The organism is Psychrosphaera aquimarina (assembly GCF_032461525.1).
Lineage (GTDB): Bacteria > Pseudomonadota > Gammaproteobacteria > Enterobacterales > Alteromonadaceae > Psychrosphaera > Psychrosphaera aquimarina.
This window is the reverse complement of the sequence record NZ_JAWCUA010000003.1, coordinates 203,777-225,328: the sequence shown is the minus strand read 5'-3', so window position 1 is coordinate 225,328 and position 21,552 is coordinate 203,777. Positions and strand designations below refer to the sequence as shown.

Genomic DNA, 21,552 nt, shown 5'->3' with positions numbered 1-21,552 from the left:
TAAAAAAAGGTGTTTAAGTCGAGGACTAAACACCTTTTTATTATCAAATTAAAAATTAATTAAGGCTGCATAAGCGTTATGTTAGCTTCCTTAGTTAATAAATTAATTTACACGTTCGAAGATTGTGGCAATACCTTGGCCAAAACCAATACACATAGTAGCTAAACCTAGTTCAGTATCGTTTCTTTCCATATTGTTAATTAATGTTGTTGATATTCTTGCACCAGAACAACCAAGTGGGTGTCCTAAAGCAATAGCGCCGCCATTAACATTAATAGAATCCATACGATCTAGAATATCTAATCCTTTCATTACTGATAAGGCCTGAGCCGCAAATGCTTCATTTAGCTCAAATTGTTGTAAATCTGTCACGGCTAAACCTGCACGTTTAAGGGCAATAGCAGTTGCTGGAACAGGACCCCACCCCATAGTTGATGGCTCACAACCTGATACACCCATCGATTTAACTCTAGCTCTGATAGTTAACCCTAACGCTTTCGCTTTGTCTTCACTCATTACTAACATGCCTGAAGCACCATTAGATAAGGCAGAGGAAGTAGCAGCTGTAACAGTACCATTAACTGGATTAAAAACCGGGCGCAAAGCTGATAGCGATTCAACTGTCGACTCTGGACGAATAACTTCATCATAGTCACACATAGTTAATGCACCATTAACATCATGACCTTCAACAGGAATTATTTCATTGGCGAAGTGGCCGTTGATTGTTGCTTGGTGTGCAAGTTGATGAGAACGAGCACCAAACTCATCTTGCATTTGTCTACTGATATCATATTTACGAGCTAGTGCTTCAGCAGTTAACCCCATTGAACCAGCAGCTTGTGCAGTTGATAGGTTTAATCCAGGATGAAAGTCTAAGCCATGTGTCATAGGAACGTGTTCCATATGCTCAACACCGCCAATTAGGAACATGTCACCTTGATTAGACATAATCTTAGCTGCAGCATCGTGCAATGCTTGCATTGATGAACCACAAAGACGGTTTACAGTAACAGCTGGAACAGAAGTTGGAATACCAGCTAATAAAGCAGCTTGACGACCAACATTAAAACCCTGTTCTAAGGTTTGCATAACACAACCCCAAATAACGTCATCTAGTTCAGATGCGTCAACTTGTGGGTTACGTGCTAATAATGATTTCATTACGGCAGCTGATAAATCTTCAGCTCTTACGTGACTGAACATCCCGTTACGTGCTTTAGCCATAGCGGTGCGTACACAATCTACAATAACTACATTTTTCATTTTCTTGCTCCTACTAGGCTGTATAAAAAGTTTGGCCAGTTTTAGCCATTTCACGAGTTTTATCGGTGACTTGATATATCTCACCCATATGAGCATATTTGTCTGCTTGTGCAACAAACTCAGCTAGTCCTACAGTGTCAACGTAACGGAATATACCACCTCTAAATGGAGGGAAACCAACACCATATAATAAGGCCATATCTGCTTCTGCAGGTGAAGCAATTATACCTTCTTCTAAACAACGAATAGTTTCGTTGATCATAGGAATCATCAAACGATTAATTACTTCTGCTTTATCAAAGTCTTTGTTTGCAGGTGCAATAGCAGCAAGCAATTCAACAGTTGAAGCATCAACGTTTTTGGCCGGACGACCACGTTTATCTAAAGTGTGTGTATAAAAACCTTTTCCGTTTTTCTGACCAAACATATTGTTTTTGTATAGAGTGGTTACTGGGTCTTTATCTAATTTTGGCATACGAGTAGGGAAGCCGTCAGACATAACATCAGTACAATGATCTGCGGTATCAATACCAACAACATCTAATAAGAATGCAGGTCCCATAGGCCAACCAAATTCACGCTCCATAACTTTATCTACTTTAGTAAAGTCTGCGCCATCATTAAGTAATAAACTAAATCCTGCGAAATATGGGAACAATACACGATTAACAAAAAAACCAGGGCAGTCATTGACAACAATTGGGGTTTTACCCATTTTGCTGGCGTAAGCAACGGTTGCTGCAATGGTTTCGTCTGAGGTGTTTTCACCACGGATGATTTCAACTAATGGCATTAATGGCACTGGGTTAAAGAAATGCATACCACAGAAGTTTTCTGGGCGTTTAAGACTTTTAGCCAGTTTGTTAATTGAAATCGTAGATGTATTGGATGTCAGAATAGTATCAGCAGAAACATTTTGTTCAGTTTCAGCTAATACAGCGGCTTTAACATTAGGGTTTTCAACAACCGCTTCAATAACAAAATCAGTGTCTTTTAACGAATCATAACTAAGAGTAGGAACTATGTTAGTTAAAGTCGATGCAAATGCTTTACCGTCGATACGGCCTTTAGCTAACTTCTTGTTAAGTATTTTTGATGCTTCTGAAAGTCCTAAATCAATGGCTGTTTGATTGATATCTTTCATAACTATCGGTGTACCTTTAGAAGCCGATTGGTAAGCAATACCTCCACCCATAATCCCAGCACCTAAAACAGCTGCTTGTTTTACGGTAATTTTTGAACCTTTTGCCGCTTTTTTTGCAATACCTTTTACGTATTGGTCATTTAGGAATGTACCAATCATGGCCGTTGCCGTATCTGTTTTTGCAAGAGTGGCAAACAAGCGATTCTCAATTAACATAGCTTCTGCTCTAGGCAATAAAGCACCAGAATAAACAGATTCTACCGCAGCGATTGGTGCTGGGTAATGTTTACCTGCTTTTGCCATCACCATTGTTTTTGCTACCAATGAACCATTTTCAATTTCAGTTGCGCTGTAGTTAATAGGACTAGTTTTTTGTTGACGACGTGATTGCCAATCTAATTTACCGTTTATTGCATCCGTTAACATTTTGGTTGCAACTTCGATTAATTTATCACTTGAAGTGACTGCATCAATTGCACCGATAGCAATGGCTTTTTTCGTTTTTTGAGGTCGTGCTGATGTGATCCACTCTAATGCATTGTCAGGACCAATAAGGCGAGGAAGTCTAACGGTACCTCCAAAACCAGGAATTAAACCTAAGTTATTCTCTGGTAAACCTATTTGAGCTGTTTCGTCTGCTACTCGCATGTCGGTCGCTAAACAAAACTCAAAACCGCCACCTAATGCAAATCCAGAAATGGCCGTAATAGTCGGGACTTTAATGTCTTCAATACCATCAAACATGTCTGAGCTGCTTTTAATCCACTTAATTAAATCAGCTTCATCATTTTTGAAAAAACCTAAAAATTCAGTGATATCAGCGCCAACGATAAATGTAGATTTAGCTGAGCTTACCAAAACACCCTTAACATCAGTGTTTTCATTAATAGCTACAGTCGCTAATTTACATTCTTGAATGGTTTGTTGGTCGAATTTATTTACTGAGCCTGGTGAGTCAAAAGTAAAATGGGCAATGCCATCACTTTGTAAATCTACAAAAAGGGTTTCACCTTTAAACAACATGTCTTATCTCCTAGCTTGGTATTTATATAGAGGTTAAATACAACAGGTCTAATTAGTTGGTAGAGTGTTACTCGACTTCACTAAAAAAGCAATGTTTTTAAACGACTGTTTGAATTTAACTGTAATCATATTTTTACTTGGTATAACGATTGCTAATTAATCTACTTAACTTAATATTAGTTAAATGTTGTTTAACTGCTGTTAATTTTTATATCTATTGGTTTAATCCATCTTTGTTTTAAGGTTATGTGATTTAAATGGTTAATTTGTTCAATAAAATGTTATTAATTTTTTGTGCGTTTTTTGCTTATAGCATTAATGCGCAAGACATTGAGCAAATAAGAGATTTATATTTAAAAGTAGAGCATGAAGCTAGATACGGAACCAAATCTTCATACTTAGATATCGCTGATGAAATTGTAGATTATCCTTTGGCGCCATATGCAGAAGCTATTTACCTTGTTCGTAATATGTCGTTGGCAAATAAACACCGCATTACTCGTCTATTATCTCGTTATCCAGATGCTCCTTTTTCCCATAAATTACAAAAAGCATGGTTACAATATTTAGCGGATGGGCAATTAAGACAAGCTTTCCTAGAAGAATACGTTGATGTTGGTGATACTCGATTAACCTGTTTAAATTTAACATGGCAATTACAAAATGGGGCGTCAGAACAGCATATATTACCGCAAGTGACAGAGTTATGGATGGCTCCGTTTTCTCAACCTAAAGAATGTAATTTTTTGTTTAACAAGTGGCAAAAGGCAGGTTATTTAACTACAGACAAAGCTTTAGAGCGTTTGATTTTAGCTGCCAAACAAAAAAACTATGGTTTGTTATCCTATTTAAAAAATTTATTAGACCCTTCCGATACACACCTAGCCAGTTTATGGAAATCAGTGGTAACTCGTCCTGCTAACGTGGCAAAAACTAACTTCTTTTTACTCTACAACGACAAAGAAAAAGACATTTTATTATTTGCCTTAAACAAATTGGTGTTTGTTGCACCAGAAAAGGTAGATAACCTTTGGTCTGAACTCTCTCCTAAATTTGCTTTTACCGAAACAGAAGTGAATTATTTAACCAAACGTATTGCTTTGGCTTATGCCGTCACAACACACGATTCAAGCTTAGAGTGGTTATTGAAAGTGCCTGAAGAAGTTGTCGATGAGTCGGTTAAACAGTGGCGATTGGCTTTCAGTTTAGAAAAAGGGGATTGGCAACAAACATTAAATATCATGTCTTCCTTACCGGAACAAATGCAAACAGACGAATCTGTGGTGTATTGGAAGGCAAGGTCGCTGGATGAGCTTGGTGATCAAACTTGGTCAAAACGTGCGTTTTCGGAATTATCGGAACGACGTGATTATTACGGCTTTCTTGCGGCTAATAAAATGGGTGTTGAGGCAAACTTACGCCACGAACCTTTAGAGATACTCGAACGTGACTTTATTAATGTAGGTAGTTCAAAAGTCATGCAACGTGCGTTTGAGTTATTTAAGTTAAACCGCTTAAATGACGCAAGAAAAGAATGGAATTTATTAATCAAATATTCAACAACCCGCGAAAAATTGGCAGCGGCAAAACTTGCTTATAATTGGGGTTGGTACGACAGACCCATATTTACTTTGGCTGCGGTGGGTTATTTAAATGATGTGAATTTACGTTTTCCGCTTGCCTATAAAAGTATCTTATCTACGAGTGCGAAAAATAATGTGGTCGACCCAGCGTTTGTTTTTGCAATCGCCCGAAGAGAAAGTTCATTTATGCATGATGCCTATTCATCGGCTGGAGCTGCAGGGTTAATGCAAATTAAACCAAGCACAGCAAGTTATATGGCTAAATCAAAAGTCAGAAGAAAACAGCTATTTAAACCAGAGAAAAACGTAAAACTTGCGACTAATTACCTTTCTTATTTGATGAAAAAAAGTAAAGGAAACCCCATTGTAGCAACCGCGGCCTATAACGCTGGATTTTCAAAAGTGAAACGTTGGTTGCCAGAAAAAGAAATGGCGGCCGACGCATGGATTGAAACCATACCGTATAAAGAAACTAGGAACTATGTAAAAGCTGTAATGGCGTATACAGAAGTTTACCAAAAGTTACTGAAGCGTACGGATAATGTGTTTGCCAAATCACAAGACGCAGTAATAAGCCCAACACTTTAGCGGTCTTTTTCTGTTTGTGGTCAAGATCCCAAGTATATCGCTGATTTTTACTTCATTTATTGCTAACTTGTTTATTCCAAAAGCTTTTAGATGCTAAACTCTGATTAAAAATACGGAGCCGCGATCATGTCTTTACTTTCTTCTTTATCATCCACATTTCCTGAACATATCAAACGTCTACAAAAATTAGCGCAACAAACATTATTAAATGAACGTTTAGATGCATTTGTTATTCATAGTGGCCAGCCGATTAGACAGTTTTTGGATGATATGGATTACCCGTTTAAAGTTAATCCTCAATTTAAAGCTTGGTTGCCTATTGTTGATAATCCACATTGTTGGTTAATCGTTGATGGCAAAAACAAACCTAAATTAATTTTTTATCGTCCAGTGGACTTTTGGCATAAAGTGCCAGATGAACCTACTGAGTATTGGACCGAACAAGTTGAAATTGTTTATTTAAAAAGCCCTGCAGACGTTGGACAGTTATTGCCTTATGACCGCTCTAATATGGCGTATTTAGGTCAAAGTGTAGATGTAGCAAAAGCACTTAACTTTGGTCACATTAATCCAGACAGTTTAGTGAGCTTTTTACATTATCAGCGTGCCTATAAATCAGATTACGAAAAACATTGCCTACGTGAAGCCAATAGATTAGCGGTATTAGGGCATAACGCAGCAAAAGAGGCTTTTTATGCTGGGGAATCTGAATATGGCATTCAAATGGCTTATTTAGATGCATGCCAGCATTTAGAATCTGAAACACCATATGGCAACATCGTTGCGTTAAATGAAAATGCTTCAATTTTACATTACACCCATTTTTTACGTAATAAACCTACCTCACCAAAAAGCTTTTTGATTGATGCTGGCGCTTCATTTAATGGTTACGCTGCGGACATTACTCGTACTTATGCATTTGATAAAACCAATGAATTTGCCGAATTAATCAAATCCGTTGATCAAATCACGACCGATATGGGGGCTGCGCTAAAACCTGGTGGCTCGTATGTTGATTTACATGTGCAAACTCATGCATTAATCGCAAATACGTTAGAGCAATTTAACATTATCAAAGTACCAGCGGCACAAGCGTTAGAATCTGGCTTAGTCCGTACTTTTTTTCCACATGGTTTAGGTCATCATTTAGGACTTCAAGTGCATGACGTGGGTGGGTTTATGGGAGATGATAGAGGCACACATGTGGCTTCACCAAAAGATCACCCATTTTTGAGAACAACTCGTCATATAGAAGCCGATATGGTGTTTACAATTGAACCTGGTTTGTACTTTATTGATACGTTATTAGCAGAACTAAAGGGTACAAATTTAGAAAGTATGGTGAACTGGGATAAAGTTGCTGAGTTTAAGCCATTTGGCGGTATTCGGATTGAGGACAATATTATTGTTCATACCGAACGTAATGAAAATATGACTCGCGAGTTAGACTTAAAATAAGAGAATACAATGCAATACCGTGCGATAGTTAGAATACTAGGTTTGTTAATTGCGTTATTTAGTGTGGCGATGTTACCGCCAGCTATTGTGTCAATTATCTATAACGATGGCGGTGGTGTGCCTTTTATCATCGCATTCTTCTTTAACTTAATCGCCGGTATATTGATCTGGTACCCCAACAGGATGCAAAAAGCAGATTTGAGAACCCGGGAAGGTTTTTTAATTGTTGTCTTCTTTTGGTTAGTTCTTGGCTCTTTTGGTGCTTTGCCATTTATTTTCTCAACAACGCCAGAGATTGGTTTAGCAGATGCATTTTTTGAATCATTTTCTGGCTTAACTACCACAGGTGCTACTGTATTAACGGGACTAGACTTCTTACCTAAAGCGATACAGTTTTACCGTCAGCAATTACAATGGTTAGGAGGAATGGGGATCATTGTGTTAGCCGTGGCTATTCTACCAATATTAGGGGTCGGTGGGATGCAATTGTATCGAGCTGAAATACCGGGTCCTATGAAAGACAGTAAGATGACACCGAAAATAGCGGATACCGCAAAACATCTTTGGTACATCTACGTGGCACTAACTACGTTGTGTGCAGTCAGTTATTGGCTTGCTGGTATGAATGTGTTTGATGCCATAAGCCATGCATTCTCTACCGTCGCAATTGGTGGTTTCTCTAATCACGACGCCAGTATTGGATATTATGACAGCACTGCAATTAATTTAGTCTGTGTGGTGTTTTTGTTAATTTCAGCAGCTAACTTTTCTTTGCATTATGCAGCGATGACAAATCGCTCGATAAAACAATATATACGAGATCCAGAGTTTAGGGTGTTTTTATATATCCAATTAGCTTTAGTATTATTATGTTGGTACGTTTTGGTTGATCAAAGTGAATACGCGTCTAACTTTGAATCCTTGGATAAAGCGCTATTTCAATCTGTATCTATGTCTACCACCGCAGGGTTTGCTACAACAAGCTTTTCAACTTGGCCAGTATTTCTACCCATCCTTTTGATTTTTAGTTCTTTTATTGGAGGTTGTGCCAGTTCTACTGGTGGTGGATTAAAAGTAGTAAGGGTGATTTTGTTGTTTAAACAAGGACTTCGTGAATTAAATCGTTTAATTCATCCAAAGGCAATTTTTTCAATAAAAATGGGAAAAAAAGCGTTACCTGACCGAGTTGTTGAAGCTGTATGGGGATTCTTTTCTGCTTATACATTGATCTTTGTTGTGATTATGATGTGTTTGATTGGTACCGGCTTAGATAATATTACTGCGTTTACAGCAACGGCTGCGTGCTTAAATAACTTAGGCCCTGGGTTAGGTGAAGTGGCGGTGAATTATGCCAGTGTAAGTGACAGCGCTAAGTGGATACTTATGTTAGCTATGGTGTTTGGACGACTTGAGATATTTACTTTATTGGTGTTATTTACCCCAGCATTTTGGCGTAATTAACATGGCTAATCCCTGAGCTAATTATTTAAAGATATTAACTCAGGGGATTAAATAATAATTACTAATTGTTAAGCTTACATACATATTCAAATTCTACTTTTTCTGCAGCATCATCAATTTTTATTAACGTCACATCACATAGCCAGTTTGGCGCAAATCTAAATCTTAATGTATGACCAATATGGAAAAACATTAATGCGTTACCCACATATATTTGAGCACTGCCATTATTAAGAATTCGTTGAAGACCTATACGAGAAGTTGGTTCAGATAACATAGAGTAAGAGTCATTCACACTGATCGAAAAGTTTCTAACCGTACCGTGAGAATATGACATTGCAGATTCAACTTTTTTAAGTTGCGCTTTTAGTTCAATGTTTTCTGTTTCTAACTGTGCTATTTGGTTTTTATATCGAGTTGTAATGTTAGAAAAAGAAAGCTTAGTTTGCTGTAGCTCACTCTCAGCTTGTTTTAAGTTGGTTTTGTGTTGGATTATCTGATCAAGTAATTCAGTTAATCGAGAACGTTCATTACTCGATAATTTAAGGTCTTCGCTAATGGATTGAAATTCAGTTACTAAAGCATCTAACGAACTAACTTGTCCCAACTGGTTAATGTCTTTGTTTAGTTGGTTTATTTTAATTATATTTTCATTGGAACCTAAGTGATAGGCTAGGTAAGTCATCCCTGCAATAATAATTAAGCTTATACCAACCCAACGAATGATATGACCAAAGCCGAAATAGTTGCCTTGGTAACCTTCAGTGTTGCTATCTTGACTGCTGTGTTCTGTGCTTTGATTATTCATAATATTTATAAGAAAAATGCATTCACTTGGAATAATTTTTCAACTTCCGTTATATGTTTTTTATCCACTAAAAATAATATGACATGGTCGTTACTATTAATAACCGTATCATCGTGTGCAATAAGAACGTCATTACCTCTTACTATTGCACCTATTGTTGTTCTAGGAGGCAATTTTAACTCTTGTATTGCACGTCCAACGACTTTAGAACTGTTTTCGTCACCATGCGCAATGGCTTCAATGGCCTCCGCAGCACCACGGCGTAATGAATATACATTTTCAATATCAGCGCGTCTAACATGAGTCAGTAACGCAGAAATAGTAGCCTGTTGTGGCGAGATGGCAATGTCTATTTCACCACCCTGAACCAGATCAACATACGCACTGCGTTGTATAAGTACCATGGTTTTTCTTGCACCCATACGTTTCGCTAACATGGCGGACATGATATTGGCTTCATCGTCATTTGTGACAGCAATGAAAACATCGGTCTGGTCGATTTGCTCTTCAGCTAATAACTCTTGATCAGAAGCGTCGCCGGTAAATACTACGGTATGCTCTAGTCGTTGTGATAAGTATTCTGCTCGTTTTTGGTTTCGTTCAATCAGTTTTACCCGATATTGAGTTTCTAAAATTCTAGCTAAACCAGCGCCAATATTACCTCCACCAACTATCATAATACGTTTATAACTCTCTTCGAGTTTTTGTAACTCGTTCATCACTAATCGTATATGTTTTGATGCAGCAACAAAAAACACTTCGTCATCGGCTTCGATAACTGTGGTACCTAATGGTTTGATTGCTTGACCTTTACGGTAAATAGCCGCTACTCGAGTTTCTACTGTAGGCATATGTTCTTTTAATGCGGACAAAGCGTATCCAACCAATGAACCGCCATAATAAGCTTTGACGGCAACCAATGACACTTTACCGCCGGCAAACTCTAACACTTGCAGTGCACCTGGGTATTCTATTAAACGATGTATATATTGAGTTACTAGTTGCTCCGGTGCAATGTAATGATCAACCGGCAAATCATGATTATGGAATAACTGCTCTTTATATTTTAAGTATTGCTGAGAACGTATTCGGGCAATTTTAGTAGGAGTAGAAAATATACTATAGGCAACTTGGCAGGCCATCATGTTCACTTCGTCACTTCGAGTAACGGCAATTAACATATCTGCATCTTCTGCGCCTGCTTGTCTTAATACATCAGGGTGAGAGCAGTGACCACATACAACTTGTAAGTCGAGTTTGTCTTGTAATTCATGTAATTTTTCTGCGTCAATATCCACCACTGTGATTTCATTTTCTTCACTGGTAAGATTTTCTGCTAAAGTCGCACCGACTTGTCCTGCACCTAATATAATTATCTTCATATCGAGATAGTAACTAACCTGTTATTTTTATTATTAACTTAATGTTTTCATCAAGCGACAGTAATAGAACCCATCCATATTAAGCTGACCTGGTAATATTTGCCAACCAGGCGCTTCATTTGTTTCTGAATCATCTATTTTTACTAATTGAGCATCATGGGTATTGAGTAAAAATTGCGCCATTTGACGCTTGTTTTCTTCTGGTAACACTGAGCAAGTGGCATATAACATAATGCCGCCAGGTTTCAGCTTTTGCCATAAAGTATCGAGTATTTTTTTCTGTAGTTCAGCTAGTGCTTCGATATCTTCATTACGCCTAAGCCACTTTATGTCAGGGTGACGACGAATGACACCTGTTGCAGAGCAAGGAGCATCCAACAGAATGCGATCAAACGTGATAGTTTCATCAATGACGCTTGGGTCGGATAAATCACCGCAAATAATTTTAGCGTCTTCACCTAAACGCGTTAGATTTTGGCTTACACGCTCTAGTCTATTTTCATCAATATCTGCAGCCACCATATCACAGGTTGCTAAATCTAATACGTGACATGTTTTACCGCCCGGGGCAGCACATGCATCTAGAATTAACTCGCCATCTTTAGGTTCTAACAACAGTGCAGCATGTTGAGCTGCACCATCTTGCACAGTAAACCAGCCTTGCTCAAATCCAGGAATGGACTCAACAGGACTAGGTTTGTTGAGCAAAATACCAGTTTTGTGTGTTAAAGGCTGTTCAAACGCAATATTCGCCTTGTTTAATTCTTCTATAAAAGTATCAATTGAAACGTTATTGGTATGTACACGCAACCACATAGGTGAACGCTCTAAGTTTTGTTCTAAAACATACGTCCAATTATCAGGGTAGGCTGCTTGAATACGCTTTATAAACCAACTTGGGTGGCTATATTGAGTAACCAAATTGTCAGTTTTAGATTCTAAAGCCTCTTTATTTCTAGTGAAGTTACGTAAGCAGGCATTTACTAACCCTTTTAGTCCAGGAGCTTTAAGTACAACAGTGGCTTGTACTGTTTCTGCAACTGCAGCGTGTTCAGGAATACGCATTTTGTCTATCTGATATAAACCAACAATGATCAGATGATGGAAGATACGTTGTTTGCCTTTAAGCTTTTTACTTAATAATAAATTAGTTATTGAGTCGTATTTTGGAAAATAACGTAATACGCCAAAACAAATTTCTTGTAGCAACGGCGCGTCTTTAGGGGCTAGGTTAGCTTGAGATTTAGGTAATACATCAGATAATGATAATCCCTTATCTAATACGGCGACCAAACATTTGGCTGCTTCTGCTCTTACGTTTTTAGTTTTATTCATAATGAAGTTCTAATTTGCATCCACTAACAAGTTGGTACCTGGTTTAACCCAATCCGCACGACCGTTGATAAAGTCAGTAACGGACATTGGCTTTTTACCCTGAGGTTGTAATTGGGTAATTTTAATTGCGCCACTTGCTGTGGCCACAGTAATACCAGTTTTATCGGCGCTAATTATTTCGCCGGCTGGTTTATCTGAGAAAGTCACTATTTCGGCTTGTAGAACTTTTACCGTATTACCACTTAAATTTGTATATGCCACAGGCCAAGGTTGGTAACCGCGGATTGCTCTTTCAACTTCAATGGCAGGAAATGTCCAATCAATGAGCGCTTCTTGTTTAGTTAATTTATGGGCGTACGTTGCCAATGCATCATCTTGTTTTACTGGAGTAGTTGTTCCAGCTTCAATTTGATCAACTGTTTTGGTTAATGCGTTAGGGCCAATTAGTTGTAATTTTTCATAAATAGAGCTGCTTGTGTCTTGATCAGTAATGTCACACTTTTCAACTAACAACATATCGCCAGTATCAAGGCCAACATCCATTTGCATAATGGTGACCCCAGTTTCAGCGTCACCAGTTAAAACAGAACGTTGAATTGGCGCGGCACCTCGCCATTTTGGCAATAACGAGCCATGTACATTGATGCAACCATATTTAGGTGCATCTAATGCTGCTTTAGGCAGTAATAAACCATAAGCGACCACTATCATTAGGTCAGCATTCCATGCAGACAATTCATCTAGAGCTTCGTCTGTCTTTAATGATTGAGGTTGGCAAACCGGAATGTTGTGCTCCAGTGCAATTTTTTTTACGGCACTTGGTTGTAACTTTTTACCTCGACCTGCAGGGCGGTCTGGTTGAGTGTAACAGGCGATGATGTTGTAGTTATTTGCAATTAAGTGTTCTAAATGTTTTGCGGCAAACTCTGGCGTTCCCGCAAAAATAATATTCAACTTTTTATCTGACACTCAACTTACCTTTTTTCTTTTGCTAGCGCTTTAGCTTCTTTTTCCAACTTCTTCTTAATACGGTCACGTTTTAATGGTGACAAATAATCAACAAACAGTTTGCCATCCAAATGATCTAATTCATGTTGGATGCAAATGGCCATTAAGCCTTCAGCGGTTTTAGTGAAGGCTTCACCATTTTTATCTAAGGCGGTCACCGTAACTTTTTCGGCACGCTCAACTTTGGCATAACAATGAGGAACTGATAAACAGCCTTCTTCATTGATCACCATACCTTCTTTATGCGTGATCACTGGGTTAATAAAAACTAGAGGTTCATCTCGTTCCGCCGATGTATCTAAAACAAATAAGCGGATATGTTGATCGACTTGAGAAGCGGCTAAGCCAACGCCTTGCTCTTCATCCATAGTGTCAAACATATCGTCAATCAGCGTTTTAATTTCGTCTGTTACTTCAGTGATCTCTTTTGCTACTGTGCGTAGTCTTTCATCTGGGAATTGCAAAACATTTAATACAGTCATGATTATTCTTTTACTCAAAATATTGGAAACATAAGGTGTTTAGTCAGTCGACTCACATCGCTACTACAAACACAGATAAAGTAATTTTACCTTTATATCCCCAATTTTAACAGGAATTGATGGTTATTATTCCGTCATTATAAATTCGCAATTATTCAGTTAGTTTACTATGTTTCTATTATTGGGAATGTGGGGTGTTTATGGATGAATTCAAAGACTCAGAACTTTTGTCTAAATCGCAATTACGATTATGGATGGCGCTATATCTTTGCCCCCAATTAGGCATAGGAGCGTTAAAAAAATTAGAAGCGTTATTGCCCAATTTATTAAGCGTATTCCAACTCCCAGAAAGTGAGCTTCCTAATTATAAATTATCTCCCAAACAAATAACCAAACTATTAATGCCGGATTGGCAATATATAGACAGGTTAGTCGACTGGTTAACATCACAACAAATACTTGTATTGCCATTTAATCATATGTTGTACCCAAGTTTATTATTCAATACTGCCAGACCACCTGTTTTATTATTTTTAAAAGGCAACATCAAATTATTAAACCAAGTTCAGTTAGCGTTTGTTGGTAGCCGTAATCCCACCGCTTATGGTAGCCAAGTGACTAAAAACTTTGTTCGTGAGTTAGTTGGTTTACAGGTTGTGATTACAAGTGGGTTAGCGATTGGCATTGATGGTATTGCACATAAAGCAGCGTTATCGGCTAAGGGTCAAACTATAGCGGTTTTGGGATCGGGTCTAAATCAAATTTACCCTAAACGTCATTTATATTTAGCTGAACAAATTGTGGAACAAGACGGGTTGTTGGTTTCTGAGTTTTTACCTAACGTTCCCCCAGTACAGTTCAATTTTCCTAAACGAAATCGAATTATAGCTGGGATGACCAATGGCACCGTTGTGGTAGAAGCAGCCATTAAAAGTGGTTCTCTTATTACGGCACAAATAGCGGTAGAAGAAGGGAGAGATGTATTTGCGATATCCTGGCAGTATCTTTAATCCCTTGTCAGTAGGTTGCCACCATTTAATCAAACAAGGTGCTAAAATTGTGACAGGTATTGACGATATAATAGAAGAGTACGTTGGATTAACAAAAACGGACAACTTTTCTAATAAAAAGGACTTGGCAGAGGATAAATTGTTAGCTAGTGTAGGACATGACACAACGTCAATTGATGTCATCGTTCAACAATCTAATCTACCTGTTGAACAGGTACTGACTAAGTTGTTGAGTTTAGAAGTCGAAGGGTTAATTGTTGCAGTACCCGGAGGCTATTTAAAGGTAAGTAGTTAACCTAGCCTATATAAACAAAGGGGCAATGTATGTTTGATATCCTTTTGTATTTGTTTGAAAATATTGTAAATGACAGTTCTGAAGTTTGGATAGATGATGATGCACTATCTAAGGAGCTCAAAAGGGCTGGATTCCACGACGACGATATTTATAAAGCGTTAATGTGGTTAGAAGATTTAGCCGATTTACAATCCACTGATAACGCCCCATTTATTGCAGGGCAAACCGCCGTATCCACTCGAGTTTATACATTGGAAGAAAGTTTTAAACTAGATGCAGAATGTAGAGGTTTTTTACTTTTCTTAGAACAAATTAATTTATTAGATGTTGCCACTCGAGAAATGGTCATTGATAGGGTAATGGAATTAGAGGAAAGCGAAATTATACTAGAAGACTTGAAGTGGGTTGTCATGATGGTTTTATTTAATGTGCCCGGTAAAGAGTCTGCCTTTGAGCAAATGGAAAATCTAGTATTTGATGAATTTGACGGCACATTACACTAAGCACTTTCTGATTTAGATTAATAATTGATTAACTTTTGATTGCTTATAAATTTGTAGTGGATAAGATCCACTGCAAATTTCATTTATTCGACTTCTGAGCATATGACCCCGGACCAAGATAATCCGTTTGAATCTACTAAAACAAAAGAATTCTGTTCTAAATGTAACTCAGAGTTAACCATCAAAACAGGCTCGTCCGGTGCCTTTTTAGCCTGTGTTACTTATCCTGTTTGTGATTACACGCGCGCTTTATCCCAATCCTCCGAAGTACAAACTTTAAAAATCCTAGATGATGTTTGTTGCCCAGAATGTGAAGGAGATTTGGCGGTTAAAACCGGTAAGTTTGGAATGTTTATCGGTTGTTTAAATTACCCTGATTGTAGTTTTACTGTTAAAGATGACGACGATGATGATTATGAGCCTGTAGATTGCCCTTTATGCCATAAGGGGGAATTACATATGCGGGCGAATAAAAAAGGCAAAAGCTTTTATGCTTGTGATCAATACCCCAAGTGCGATTATCTATTAAATCAAAAACCAATTGCGGTAAAATGTGATGAGTGTGATTGGGCTGTAATGACAGAACATAATAATGAATTACATTGCCCTAATTGTAACCACCATGTTCGAGTGCCACCAAAAGCTGATTAATATGAAAGATAATGTAATAAGAAAGGCAGCTGTTGCTGCATTAAAACAAGACCAAGTTATTGTTTATCCAACAGAAGCTGTATGGGGGATGGGATGTGATCCGCAAAGTGAAATCGCGGTAAACCATTTGTTAACGATCAAACAAAGACCAATAGAAAAAGGGTTAATATTAATCGCCGCTGACTTTGCACAAGTGGAAAAATATGTAGATATAAAAAAGCTATCCTCAGATATTAAACAACAAGTATTTGATTCTTGGCCTGGCCCTGTAACTTGGTTATTACCTTGTTCAGAGATAGCGCCACATTGGGTTACAGGTGGCAGCGATCTAATTGCGATGCGAATTACCAACCACCCAACAGTCATAAATTTATGTAATGAATTCGAGGACGCTATTGTTTCTACTAGCGCTAATTTAACGGGTCAGCCAACATGTGAAACGTTAAATGAACTGCAAGAACTGTTTGACGATAAAGTTGCTGTTTATGTAGATGAGCCTTTAGGTGGTAATACAAACCCTTCAACCATAAAACACGCATTTACCGGAAAAGTAATAAGGAGCTAAGTTGGAAAATACAATGTTAGAACAAGTTAAACGTTTCTTGCAGTCATTGCAGGATGATATTTGTACCACGTTAACTGAGCTTGATGGTAAAGCGTTTGAACAAGATCAATGGCAAAGAGAAGAAGGGGGAGGTGGGCGCTCTCGAGTATTAAAGAACGGAAACTTATTTGAGCAGGCCGGTGTGAATTTTTCTCATGTTTACGGTGCTAATATGCCAGCGTCAGCCACAGCTCATAGGCCTGAATTAGAAGGCCGTAGCTTTAATGCTTGTGGTGTGTCTTTAGTTATTCATCCACATAATCCACATATTCCAACAACTCACGCTAATGTCCGTTTTTTTATTGCTGAAAAAGAAGGTGAAGATCCAGTTTGGTGGTTTGGCGGTGGTTTTGACTTAACGCCATATTACCCAAAAGATGAAGATGTTATTCATTGGCATCAAACGGCATTAGATATTTGCCAACCGTTTGGTGATGACTTGTACGATAAATATAAAAAATGGTGTGACGAATATTTCTATTTAAAACACAGAGATGAAACTCGTGGTGTTGGTGGTCTGTTTTACGACGACTTAAACGAATGGGGTTTTGATAAGTGTTTCGAATTTACTAAAAATATCGGTCGTGGATTTTGCCAAGCATACGTACCAATTGTTCACGCTAGAAAAGACGATGAATATAATGAAGCACAACGTCAGTTTCAATTATACCGTCGGGGCCGTTACGTAGAGTTCAACTTAGTCTTTGATCGCGGGACATTATTTGGTTTACAAACCGGTGGCAGAACTGAGTCTATATTAATGTCGTTACCTCCTTTAGTACGTTGGGAGTATCAATACTCACCAGATGAAAATAGCCAAGAAGCTAAATTGAATGAGTATCTAGTACCTAGAAACTGGTTAAGCCGTTAATAATAATCTTCATCGAGAATCGTATAAGTTAAATTTCCCTAAATACCCAGAGGAGTTTAACTTATACATATATATTATTGTTATGACCTTGTGATCAAAGCTGAATTTCGAGACTATCTTGATAACTCAACTACCTTGAATCGTATCTAATGAAACAATTTGCTGTTATTGGTAACCCAATTACCCACTCTAAATCGCCACTAATTCATCAAACATTTGCCAAGCAACTTAATATTGAGTTGAGTTATACCTTGTTAGAGTCTGAACCAGACCAGTTCAAACAAACAGTAGATGCGTTTTTTTCAAATGGTGGAACAGGTCTTAATGTGACAACTCCGTTTAAGCAGGATGCGTATGAATATGCGAATCAAACCACTACTCAATCAAAAATAGCGCAAGCGGCTAATACCTTATATATCGATGATGGCATTTATAAAGCAGACACCACCGATGGCATTGGATTAGTAACAGATCTTAAGTTTCATAATTACAGTCTGACTAATAAGAAAATATTAGTGTTAGGTGCTGGTGGTGCAGCAAAAGGCGCAATACTCGCGTTAATCGAAGAGTCACCTCACAGTATAGTAATTGCCAATAGAACCAAATCAAAAGCGGAACAAATAGTAAGTGATATTAATGTTAATAATATTTTTGCCAGTGGGTTAGAAACAATAGAAGGGGACTTTGATATTGTGATCAATTCTACTTCTTGTTCAATAACCGATGACGTACCAGAGATGGACACCTCTTGTTTTAAACACATATCAGTTAGTTACGATATGAGTTACAAACCTCATGTGACTAGTTTTAACCAATACGTAATAAAAAATAGTCACTCAAATGTTAAAACAATCGATGGATTAGGTATGTTAGTGGAACAAGCGGCAGAGTCATTTCTAATTTGGCACGGCATACGACCAGACACATCCCAAATTAGAAAATTACTAAGAGAGCAGTAAGACTTTCAATAGAACGAAAAAATGCAACAAGATCATAGCTGCTCTAGGTACTCATTCTTAAGGCGTACATAGTTATCTGCAGATACCGTTAGAAATTCCATTTCACTGGTTTTTAACGGTCTTACTTTTTTTACCGGGTTACCCACATATAAGTAGCCATCTTCTAATACTTTATGAGGTGGCACTAAAGATCCTGCACCAACAATATAATCATTGCCAACAACAGCCCCATCCATAACAATCGCGCCCATACCGACTAAAACGCGGTCGCCTATAGTGCAGCCATGTAACATAGCTTTATGCCCGACAGTTACATCTTCTCCTATAATAAGTGGGTTACCATTTGGATTAGACGCTGACTTTCTAGTGACATGTAAAACACTGCCATCCTGAATATTGCTTCTTGCGCCTATGAAGATAGTATTAACATCACCTCTAGCGGCAACCATTGGCCAAATGCTAACGTCTTCTTTTAAGGTTATATCACCGTAAAGTACAGCAGTACCCTCTATAAAAACATTATCTTCTAATTTAGGAGCGATACCGTTATACATTTTTGTATTTGTTTGATTCATAATAAGTCCTCACTTTTACCTGTATAATACCTTAAAATTTAACCAAATAAGTCAATAAATACACGTTGTGTAGGAATAATAGTCACTCGGTAAATTAATTCAATAAAACACTTGCGCCATTATAAAATCTCCCTATAATGCGCCCCACGTTGTCAGGAAGACACCAAGCCGCTAAAACAACAAGTTTGAATTAGGGTTTGGAGCAAGAAATCTTAGAGAAGTTTGTAAAAACTTTTAAGAAAAAGATTTCAAAATAGTGTTGACAGGGAGTTTGGGAAGTGTAGAATGCGCATCCCGGTTGAGACAGCCTTGAGCGACTAAATTGATAGTCAGTCTTAACCAGAACCTTCGGGGTTCGAAATGTTCTTTAACAACTTGTAATTAATTATCTGTGTGGGCACTTGTAAGTGATAGTAACAAATTAAGATTTACTATTCTTAAGTGTCTGTACAAACAAATTTATTTATTTGAACAGTATTTAATGAGTAGCGATTAAATGAAACACTTTAAAGTGAAGAGTTTGATCATGGCTCAGATTGAACGCTGGCGGCAGGCCTAACACATGCAAGTCGAACGGTAACATGAACTAGCTTGCTAGTTTGATGACGAGTGGCGGACGGGTGAGTAATGCTTGGGAATTTGCCTTTAGGTGGGGGACAACAGTTGGAAACGACTGCTAATACCGCATAATAGCTACGGCTTAAAGGGGGCTTCGGCTCTCGCCTTTAGAGAAGCCCAAGTGGGATTAGATAGTTGGTGAGGTAAAGGCTCACCAAGTCAACGATCCCTAGCTGGTCTGAGAGGATGATCAGCCACACTGGAACTGAGACACGGTCCAGACTCCTACGGGAGGCAGCAGTGGGGAATATTGCACAATGGGCGCAAGCCTGATGCAGCCATGCCGCGTGTGTGAAGAAGGCCTTCGGGTTGTAAAGCACTTTCAGCGAGGAGGAAAGTTTGGTGGTTAATACCCATCAGATGTGACGTTACTCGCAGAAGAAGGACCGGCTAACTCCGTGCCAGCAGCCGCGGTAATACGGAGGGTCCGAGCGTTAATCGGAATTACTGGGCGTAAAGCGTACGCAGGCGGCCATTTAAGTCAGATGTGAAAGCCCCGGGCTCAACCTGGGAACTGCATTTGAAACTGGATGGCTAGAGTGCGACAGAGGGTGGTAGAATTTCAGGTGTAGCGGTGAAATGCGTAGAGATCTGAAGGAATACCAATGGCGAAGGCAGCCACCTGGGTCGACACTGACGCTCATGTACGAAAGCGTGGGTAGCAAACAGGATTAGATACCCTGGTAGTCCACGCCGTAAACGATGTCTACTAGCAGCTTGGCGCTTAAGCGCTGTTTTGCGAAGCTAACGCGATAAGTAGACCGCCTGGGGAGTACGGCCGCAAGGTTAAAACTCAAATGAATTGACGGGGGCCCGCACAAGCGGTGGAGCATGTGGTTTAATTCGATGCAACGCGAAGAACCTTACCATCTCTTGACATCCAGAGAATTTAGCAGAGATGCTTTAGTGCCTTCGGGAACTCTGAGACAGGTGCTGCATGGCTGTCGTCAGCTCGTGTTGTGAAATGTTGGGTTAAGTCCCGCAACGAGCGCAACCCTTATCCTTAGTTGCTAGCAGGTTATGCTGAGAACTCTAAGGAGACTGCCGGTGACAAACCGGAGGAAGGTGGGGACGACGTCAAGTCATCATGGCCCTTACGAGATGGGCTACACACGTGCTACAATGGCAAGTACAAAGGGTTGCGAACTCGCGAGAGTAAGCGGATCCCATAAAGCTTGTCGTAGTCCGGATTGGAGTCTGCAACTCGACTCCATGAAGTCGGAATCGCTAGTAATCGTGGATCAGAATGCCACGGTGAATACGTTCCCGGGCCTTGTACACACCGCCCGTCACACCATGGGAGTGGGCTGCAAAAGAAGTAGGTAGTTTAACCTTCGGGAGGACGCTTACCACTTTGTGGTTCATGACTGGGGTGAAGTCGTAACAAGGTAGCCCTAGGGGAACCTGGGGCTGGATCACCTCCTTATACATAAAGTTATGAGATTTACTCGTGTCCACACAGATAATTAATTACGAATTGTGAGCAAGAAGAAGTTACAGGAAAGTGGCATAAGTTAGCGCTTGTGACTCACATATATAGGCCTGTAGCTCAGCTGGTTAGAGCGCACCCCTGATAAGGGTGAGGTCGGCAGTTCAAGTCTGCCCAGGCCTACCAATCATTACTTCTCAAGCGTTATTTAACTAGGCATGTGGTCGTAGTAAACGTCCTCATTAAATGCCTTGATAAGAAAAGATTGGACTTGTCTGATTTACATACTCGCTGAAGTCAGCATTTAGAAAGTACAAATTGGGGCTATAGCTCAGCTGGGAGAGCGCCTGCCTTGCACGCAGGAGGTCTGCGGTTCGATCCCGCATAGCTCCACCACTTCTTCTTCGAATGAACATGAGCTCAAATAAATATGCATTTACTTAGTGTTTATTTATTTGAGTTTTTAATGACTCAATTGCTCTTTAACAAATTGGAAAGC

Annotated in this window: 18 protein-coding genes, 2 tRNA genes and 1 rRNA gene; 13 read left to right on the top strand and 8 right to left on the bottom strand. The window is 38.9% G+C overall.

Annotated features, from left to right (window positions below; all coding sequences use genetic code 11):
• Nucleotides 1–102: 102 nt before the first annotated feature.
• The gene (gene fadA, locus RT723_RS04200; protein WP_216055418.1) at nt 103–1,266 is read right to left on the bottom strand and encodes an acetyl-CoA C-acyltransferase FadA; all 1,164 of its coding nucleotides are present in this window, start codon (nt 1,264–1,266) and stop codon (nt 103–105) included.
• 13 nt (nt 1,267–1,279) lie between these two features.
• Entirely contained in the window at nt 1,280–3,433 is a 2,154-nt protein-coding gene (gene fadB, locus RT723_RS04195) for a fatty acid oxidation complex subunit alpha FadB (RefSeq protein ID WP_315945989.1), read from the bottom strand.
• 257 nt (nt 3,434–3,690) lie between these two features.
• Between fadB and RT723_RS04190 the strand changes: the two genes are divergently transcribed.
• The 3 genes from RT723_RS04190 (at nt 3,691) to RT723_RS04180 (ending at nt 8,523) form a co-directional block, all read left to right on the top strand.
• Nucleotides 3,691–5,604 carry a transglycosylase SLT domain-containing protein gene (locus RT723_RS04190; protein ID WP_315945988.1) on the top strand — a complete coding sequence of 638 codons (1,914 nt, stop codon included), beginning with the start codon at nt 3,691–3,693 and terminating at the stop codon, nt 5,602–5,604.
• Nucleotides 5,605–5,730: 126 nt separating this feature from the next.
• Entirely contained in the window at nt 5,731–7,062 is a 1,332-nt protein-coding gene (gene pepQ, locus RT723_RS04185) for a Xaa-Pro dipeptidase (RefSeq protein ID WP_315945987.1), read from the top strand.
• A 9-nt stretch (nt 7,063–7,071) separates the two neighbouring features.
• The gene (locus RT723_RS04180; protein WP_216055422.1) at nt 7,072–8,523 is read left to right on the top strand and encodes a TrkH family potassium uptake protein; all 1,452 of its coding nucleotides are present in this window, start codon (nt 7,072–7,074) and stop codon (nt 8,521–8,523) included.
• Between the two features lie 61 nt (nt 8,524–8,584).
• Here RT723_RS04180 and RT723_RS04175 read toward each other — a convergent pair whose 3' ends face one another.
• From RT723_RS04175 to def, 5 genes are read right to left on the bottom strand one after another with little or no spacing between them, the layout of a single operon-like run.
• On the bottom strand, nt 8,585–9,331 hold the full coding sequence (locus RT723_RS04175) for a hypothetical protein (RefSeq protein WP_315945986.1): 747 nt from the start codon (nt 9,329–9,331) through the stop codon (nt 8,585–8,587).
• Nucleotides 9,332–9,336: 5 nt separating this feature from the next.
• Entirely contained in the window at nt 9,337–10,713 is a 1,377-nt protein-coding gene (gene trkA / locus RT723_RS04170) for a Trk system potassium transporter TrkA (protein WP_216055424.1), read from the bottom strand.
• Nucleotides 10,714–10,746: 33 nt separating this feature from the next.
• Nucleotides 10,747–12,048: a 16S rRNA (cytosine(967)-C(5))-methyltransferase RsmB gene (rsmB, locus tag RT723_RS04165; protein ID WP_315945985.1), complete on the bottom strand. Its 1,302-nt coding sequence runs from the start codon at nt 12,046–12,048 to the stop codon at nt 10,747–10,749.
• A gap of 9 nt (nt 12,049–12,057) precedes the next feature.
• Nucleotides 12,058–13,017, bottom strand: coding sequence for a methionyl-tRNA formyltransferase (gene fmt / locus RT723_RS04160; RefSeq protein ID WP_315945984.1), 960 nt, complete (start codon nt 13,015–13,017; stop codon nt 12,058–12,060).
• 5 nt (nt 13,018–13,022) lie between these two features.
• Nucleotides 13,023–13,538: a peptide deformylase gene (def, locus tag RT723_RS04155; protein ID WP_315945983.1), complete on the bottom strand. Its 516-nt coding sequence runs from the start codon at nt 13,536–13,538 to the stop codon at nt 13,023–13,025.
• 200 nt (nt 13,539–13,738) lie between these two features.
• Here def and dprA point away from each other — a divergent pair, with 200 nt between their 5' ends.
• The 7 genes from dprA to aroE all read left to right on the top strand — a co-directional run bounded on the left by dprA (nt 13,739) and on the right by aroE (nt 18,431).
• Nucleotides 13,739–14,548, top strand: coding sequence for a DNA-processing protein DprA (gene dprA, locus RT723_RS04150; RefSeq protein ID WP_315945982.1), 810 nt, complete (start codon nt 13,739–13,741; stop codon nt 14,546–14,548).
• Entirely contained in the window at nt 14,517–14,843 is a 327-nt protein-coding gene (locus tag RT723_RS04145; RefSeq protein WP_315945981.1) for a DprA-like winged helix domain-containing protein, read from the top strand. Before dprA ends, RT723_RS04145 begins: the two co-directional genes overlap by 32 nt.
• 29 nt (nt 14,844–14,872) lie before the next feature.
• Nucleotides 14,873–15,346 (top strand): DUF494 family protein, encoded by a 474-nt coding sequence (locus RT723_RS04140; RefSeq protein ID WP_216055429.1) that lies wholly within the window; start codon nt 14,873–14,875, stop codon nt 15,344–15,346.
• A gap of 102 nt (nt 15,347–15,448) precedes the next feature.
• Nucleotides 15,449–15,997, top strand: coding sequence for a DNA topoisomerase family protein (locus RT723_RS04135; protein WP_315945980.1), 549 nt, complete (start codon nt 15,449–15,451; stop codon nt 15,995–15,997).
• A 1-nt stretch (nt 15,998) separates the two neighbouring features.
• Entirely contained in the window at nt 15,999–16,562 is a 564-nt protein-coding gene (tsaC, locus tag RT723_RS04130; protein ID WP_315945979.1) for an L-threonylcarbamoyladenylate synthase type 1 TsaC, read from the top strand.
• Nucleotide 16,563: 1 nt separating this feature from the next.
• Nucleotides 16,564–17,472 (top strand): oxygen-dependent coproporphyrinogen oxidase, encoded by a 909-nt coding sequence (gene hemF, locus RT723_RS04125; RefSeq protein WP_315945978.1) that lies wholly within the window; start codon nt 16,564–16,566, stop codon nt 17,470–17,472.
• Nucleotides 17,473–17,621: 149 nt separating this feature from the next.
• A complete protein-coding gene (aroE, locus tag RT723_RS04120) occupies nt 17,622–18,431 on the top strand; it encodes a shikimate dehydrogenase (protein WP_315945977.1) in 810 nt (269 codons plus the stop codon).
• A 32-nt stretch (nt 18,432–18,463) separates the two neighbouring features.
• Here the strand turns inward: aroE and RT723_RS04115 are convergent, their stop codons facing one another.
• Nucleotides 18,464–19,006, bottom strand: a complete 543-nt coding sequence (locus tag RT723_RS04115; RefSeq protein WP_315945976.1) for a gamma carbonic anhydrase family protein — start codon at nt 19,004–19,006, stop codon at nt 18,464–18,466.
• 508 nt (nt 19,007–19,514) lie between these two features.
• Between RT723_RS04115 and RT723_RS04110 the strand changes: the two genes are divergently transcribed.
• From RT723_RS04110 to RT723_RS04100, 3 genes are all read left to right on the top strand, one after another.
• Nucleotides 19,515–21,050: ribosomal RNA gene (locus RT723_RS04110) — 16S ribosomal RNA — on the top strand.
• A 112-nt stretch (nt 21,051–21,162) separates the two neighbouring features.
• A tRNA-Ile gene (locus RT723_RS04105) sits at nt 21,163–21,239 on the top strand.
• A 134-nt stretch (nt 21,240–21,373) separates the two neighbouring features.
• A tRNA-Ala gene (locus tag RT723_RS04100) sits at nt 21,374–21,449 on the top strand.
• Nucleotides 21,450–21,552: the final 103 nt, after the last annotated feature.

Coding starts and splice junctions, on each gene's coding strand:
- RT723_RS04145 (WP_315945981.1), top strand. CDS start 14,517: ATGTATTTGCGATATCCTGGCAGTATCTTTAATCCCTTGTCAGTAGGT.
- rsmB (WP_315945985.1), bottom strand. CDS start 12,048: ATGAATAAAACTAAAAACGTAAGAGCAGAAGCAGCCAAATGTTTGGTC.
- fadB (WP_315945989.1), bottom strand. CDS start 3,433: ATGTTGTTTAAAGGTGAAACCCTTTTTGTAGATTTACAAAGTGATGGC.
- def (WP_315945983.1), bottom strand. CDS start 13,538: ATGACTGTATTAAATGTTTTGCAATTCCCAGATGAAAGACTACGCACA.
- RT723_RS04175 (WP_315945986.1), bottom strand. CDS start 9,331: ATGAATAATCAAAGCACAGAACACAGCAGTCAAGATAGCAACACTGAA.
- RT723_RS04140 (WP_216055429.1), top strand. CDS start 14,873: ATGTTTGATATCCTTTTGTATTTGTTTGAAAATATTGTAAATGACAGT.
- aroE (WP_315945977.1), top strand. CDS start 17,622: ATGAAACAATTTGCTGTTATTGGTAACCCAATTACCCACTCTAAATCG.
- dprA (WP_315945982.1), top strand. CDS start 13,739: ATGGATGAATTCAAAGACTCAGAACTTTTGTCTAAATCGCAATTACGA.
- tsaC (WP_315945979.1), top strand. CDS start 15,999: ATGAAAGATAATGTAATAAGAAAGGCAGCTGTTGCTGCATTAAAACAA.
- trkA (WP_216055424.1), bottom strand. CDS start 10,713: ATGAAGATAATTATATTAGGTGCAGGACAAGTCGGTGCGACTTTAGCA.
- RT723_RS04190 (WP_315945988.1), top strand. CDS start 3,691: ATGGTTAATTTGTTCAATAAAATGTTATTAATTTTTTGTGCGTTTTTT.
- RT723_RS04135 (WP_315945980.1), top strand. CDS start 15,449: ATGACCCCGGACCAAGATAATCCGTTTGAATCTACTAAAACAAAAGAA.
- RT723_RS04180 (WP_216055422.1), top strand. CDS start 7,072: ATGCAATACCGTGCGATAGTTAGAATACTAGGTTTGTTAATTGCGTTA.
- RT723_RS04115 (WP_315945976.1), bottom strand. CDS start 19,006: ATGAATCAAACAAATACAAAAATGTATAACGGTATCGCTCCTAAATTA.
- pepQ (WP_315945987.1), top strand. CDS start 5,731: ATGTCTTTACTTTCTTCTTTATCATCCACATTTCCTGAACATATCAAA.
- fadA (WP_216055418.1), bottom strand. CDS start 1,266: ATGAAAAATGTAGTTATTGTAGATTGTGTACGCACCGCTATGGCTAAA.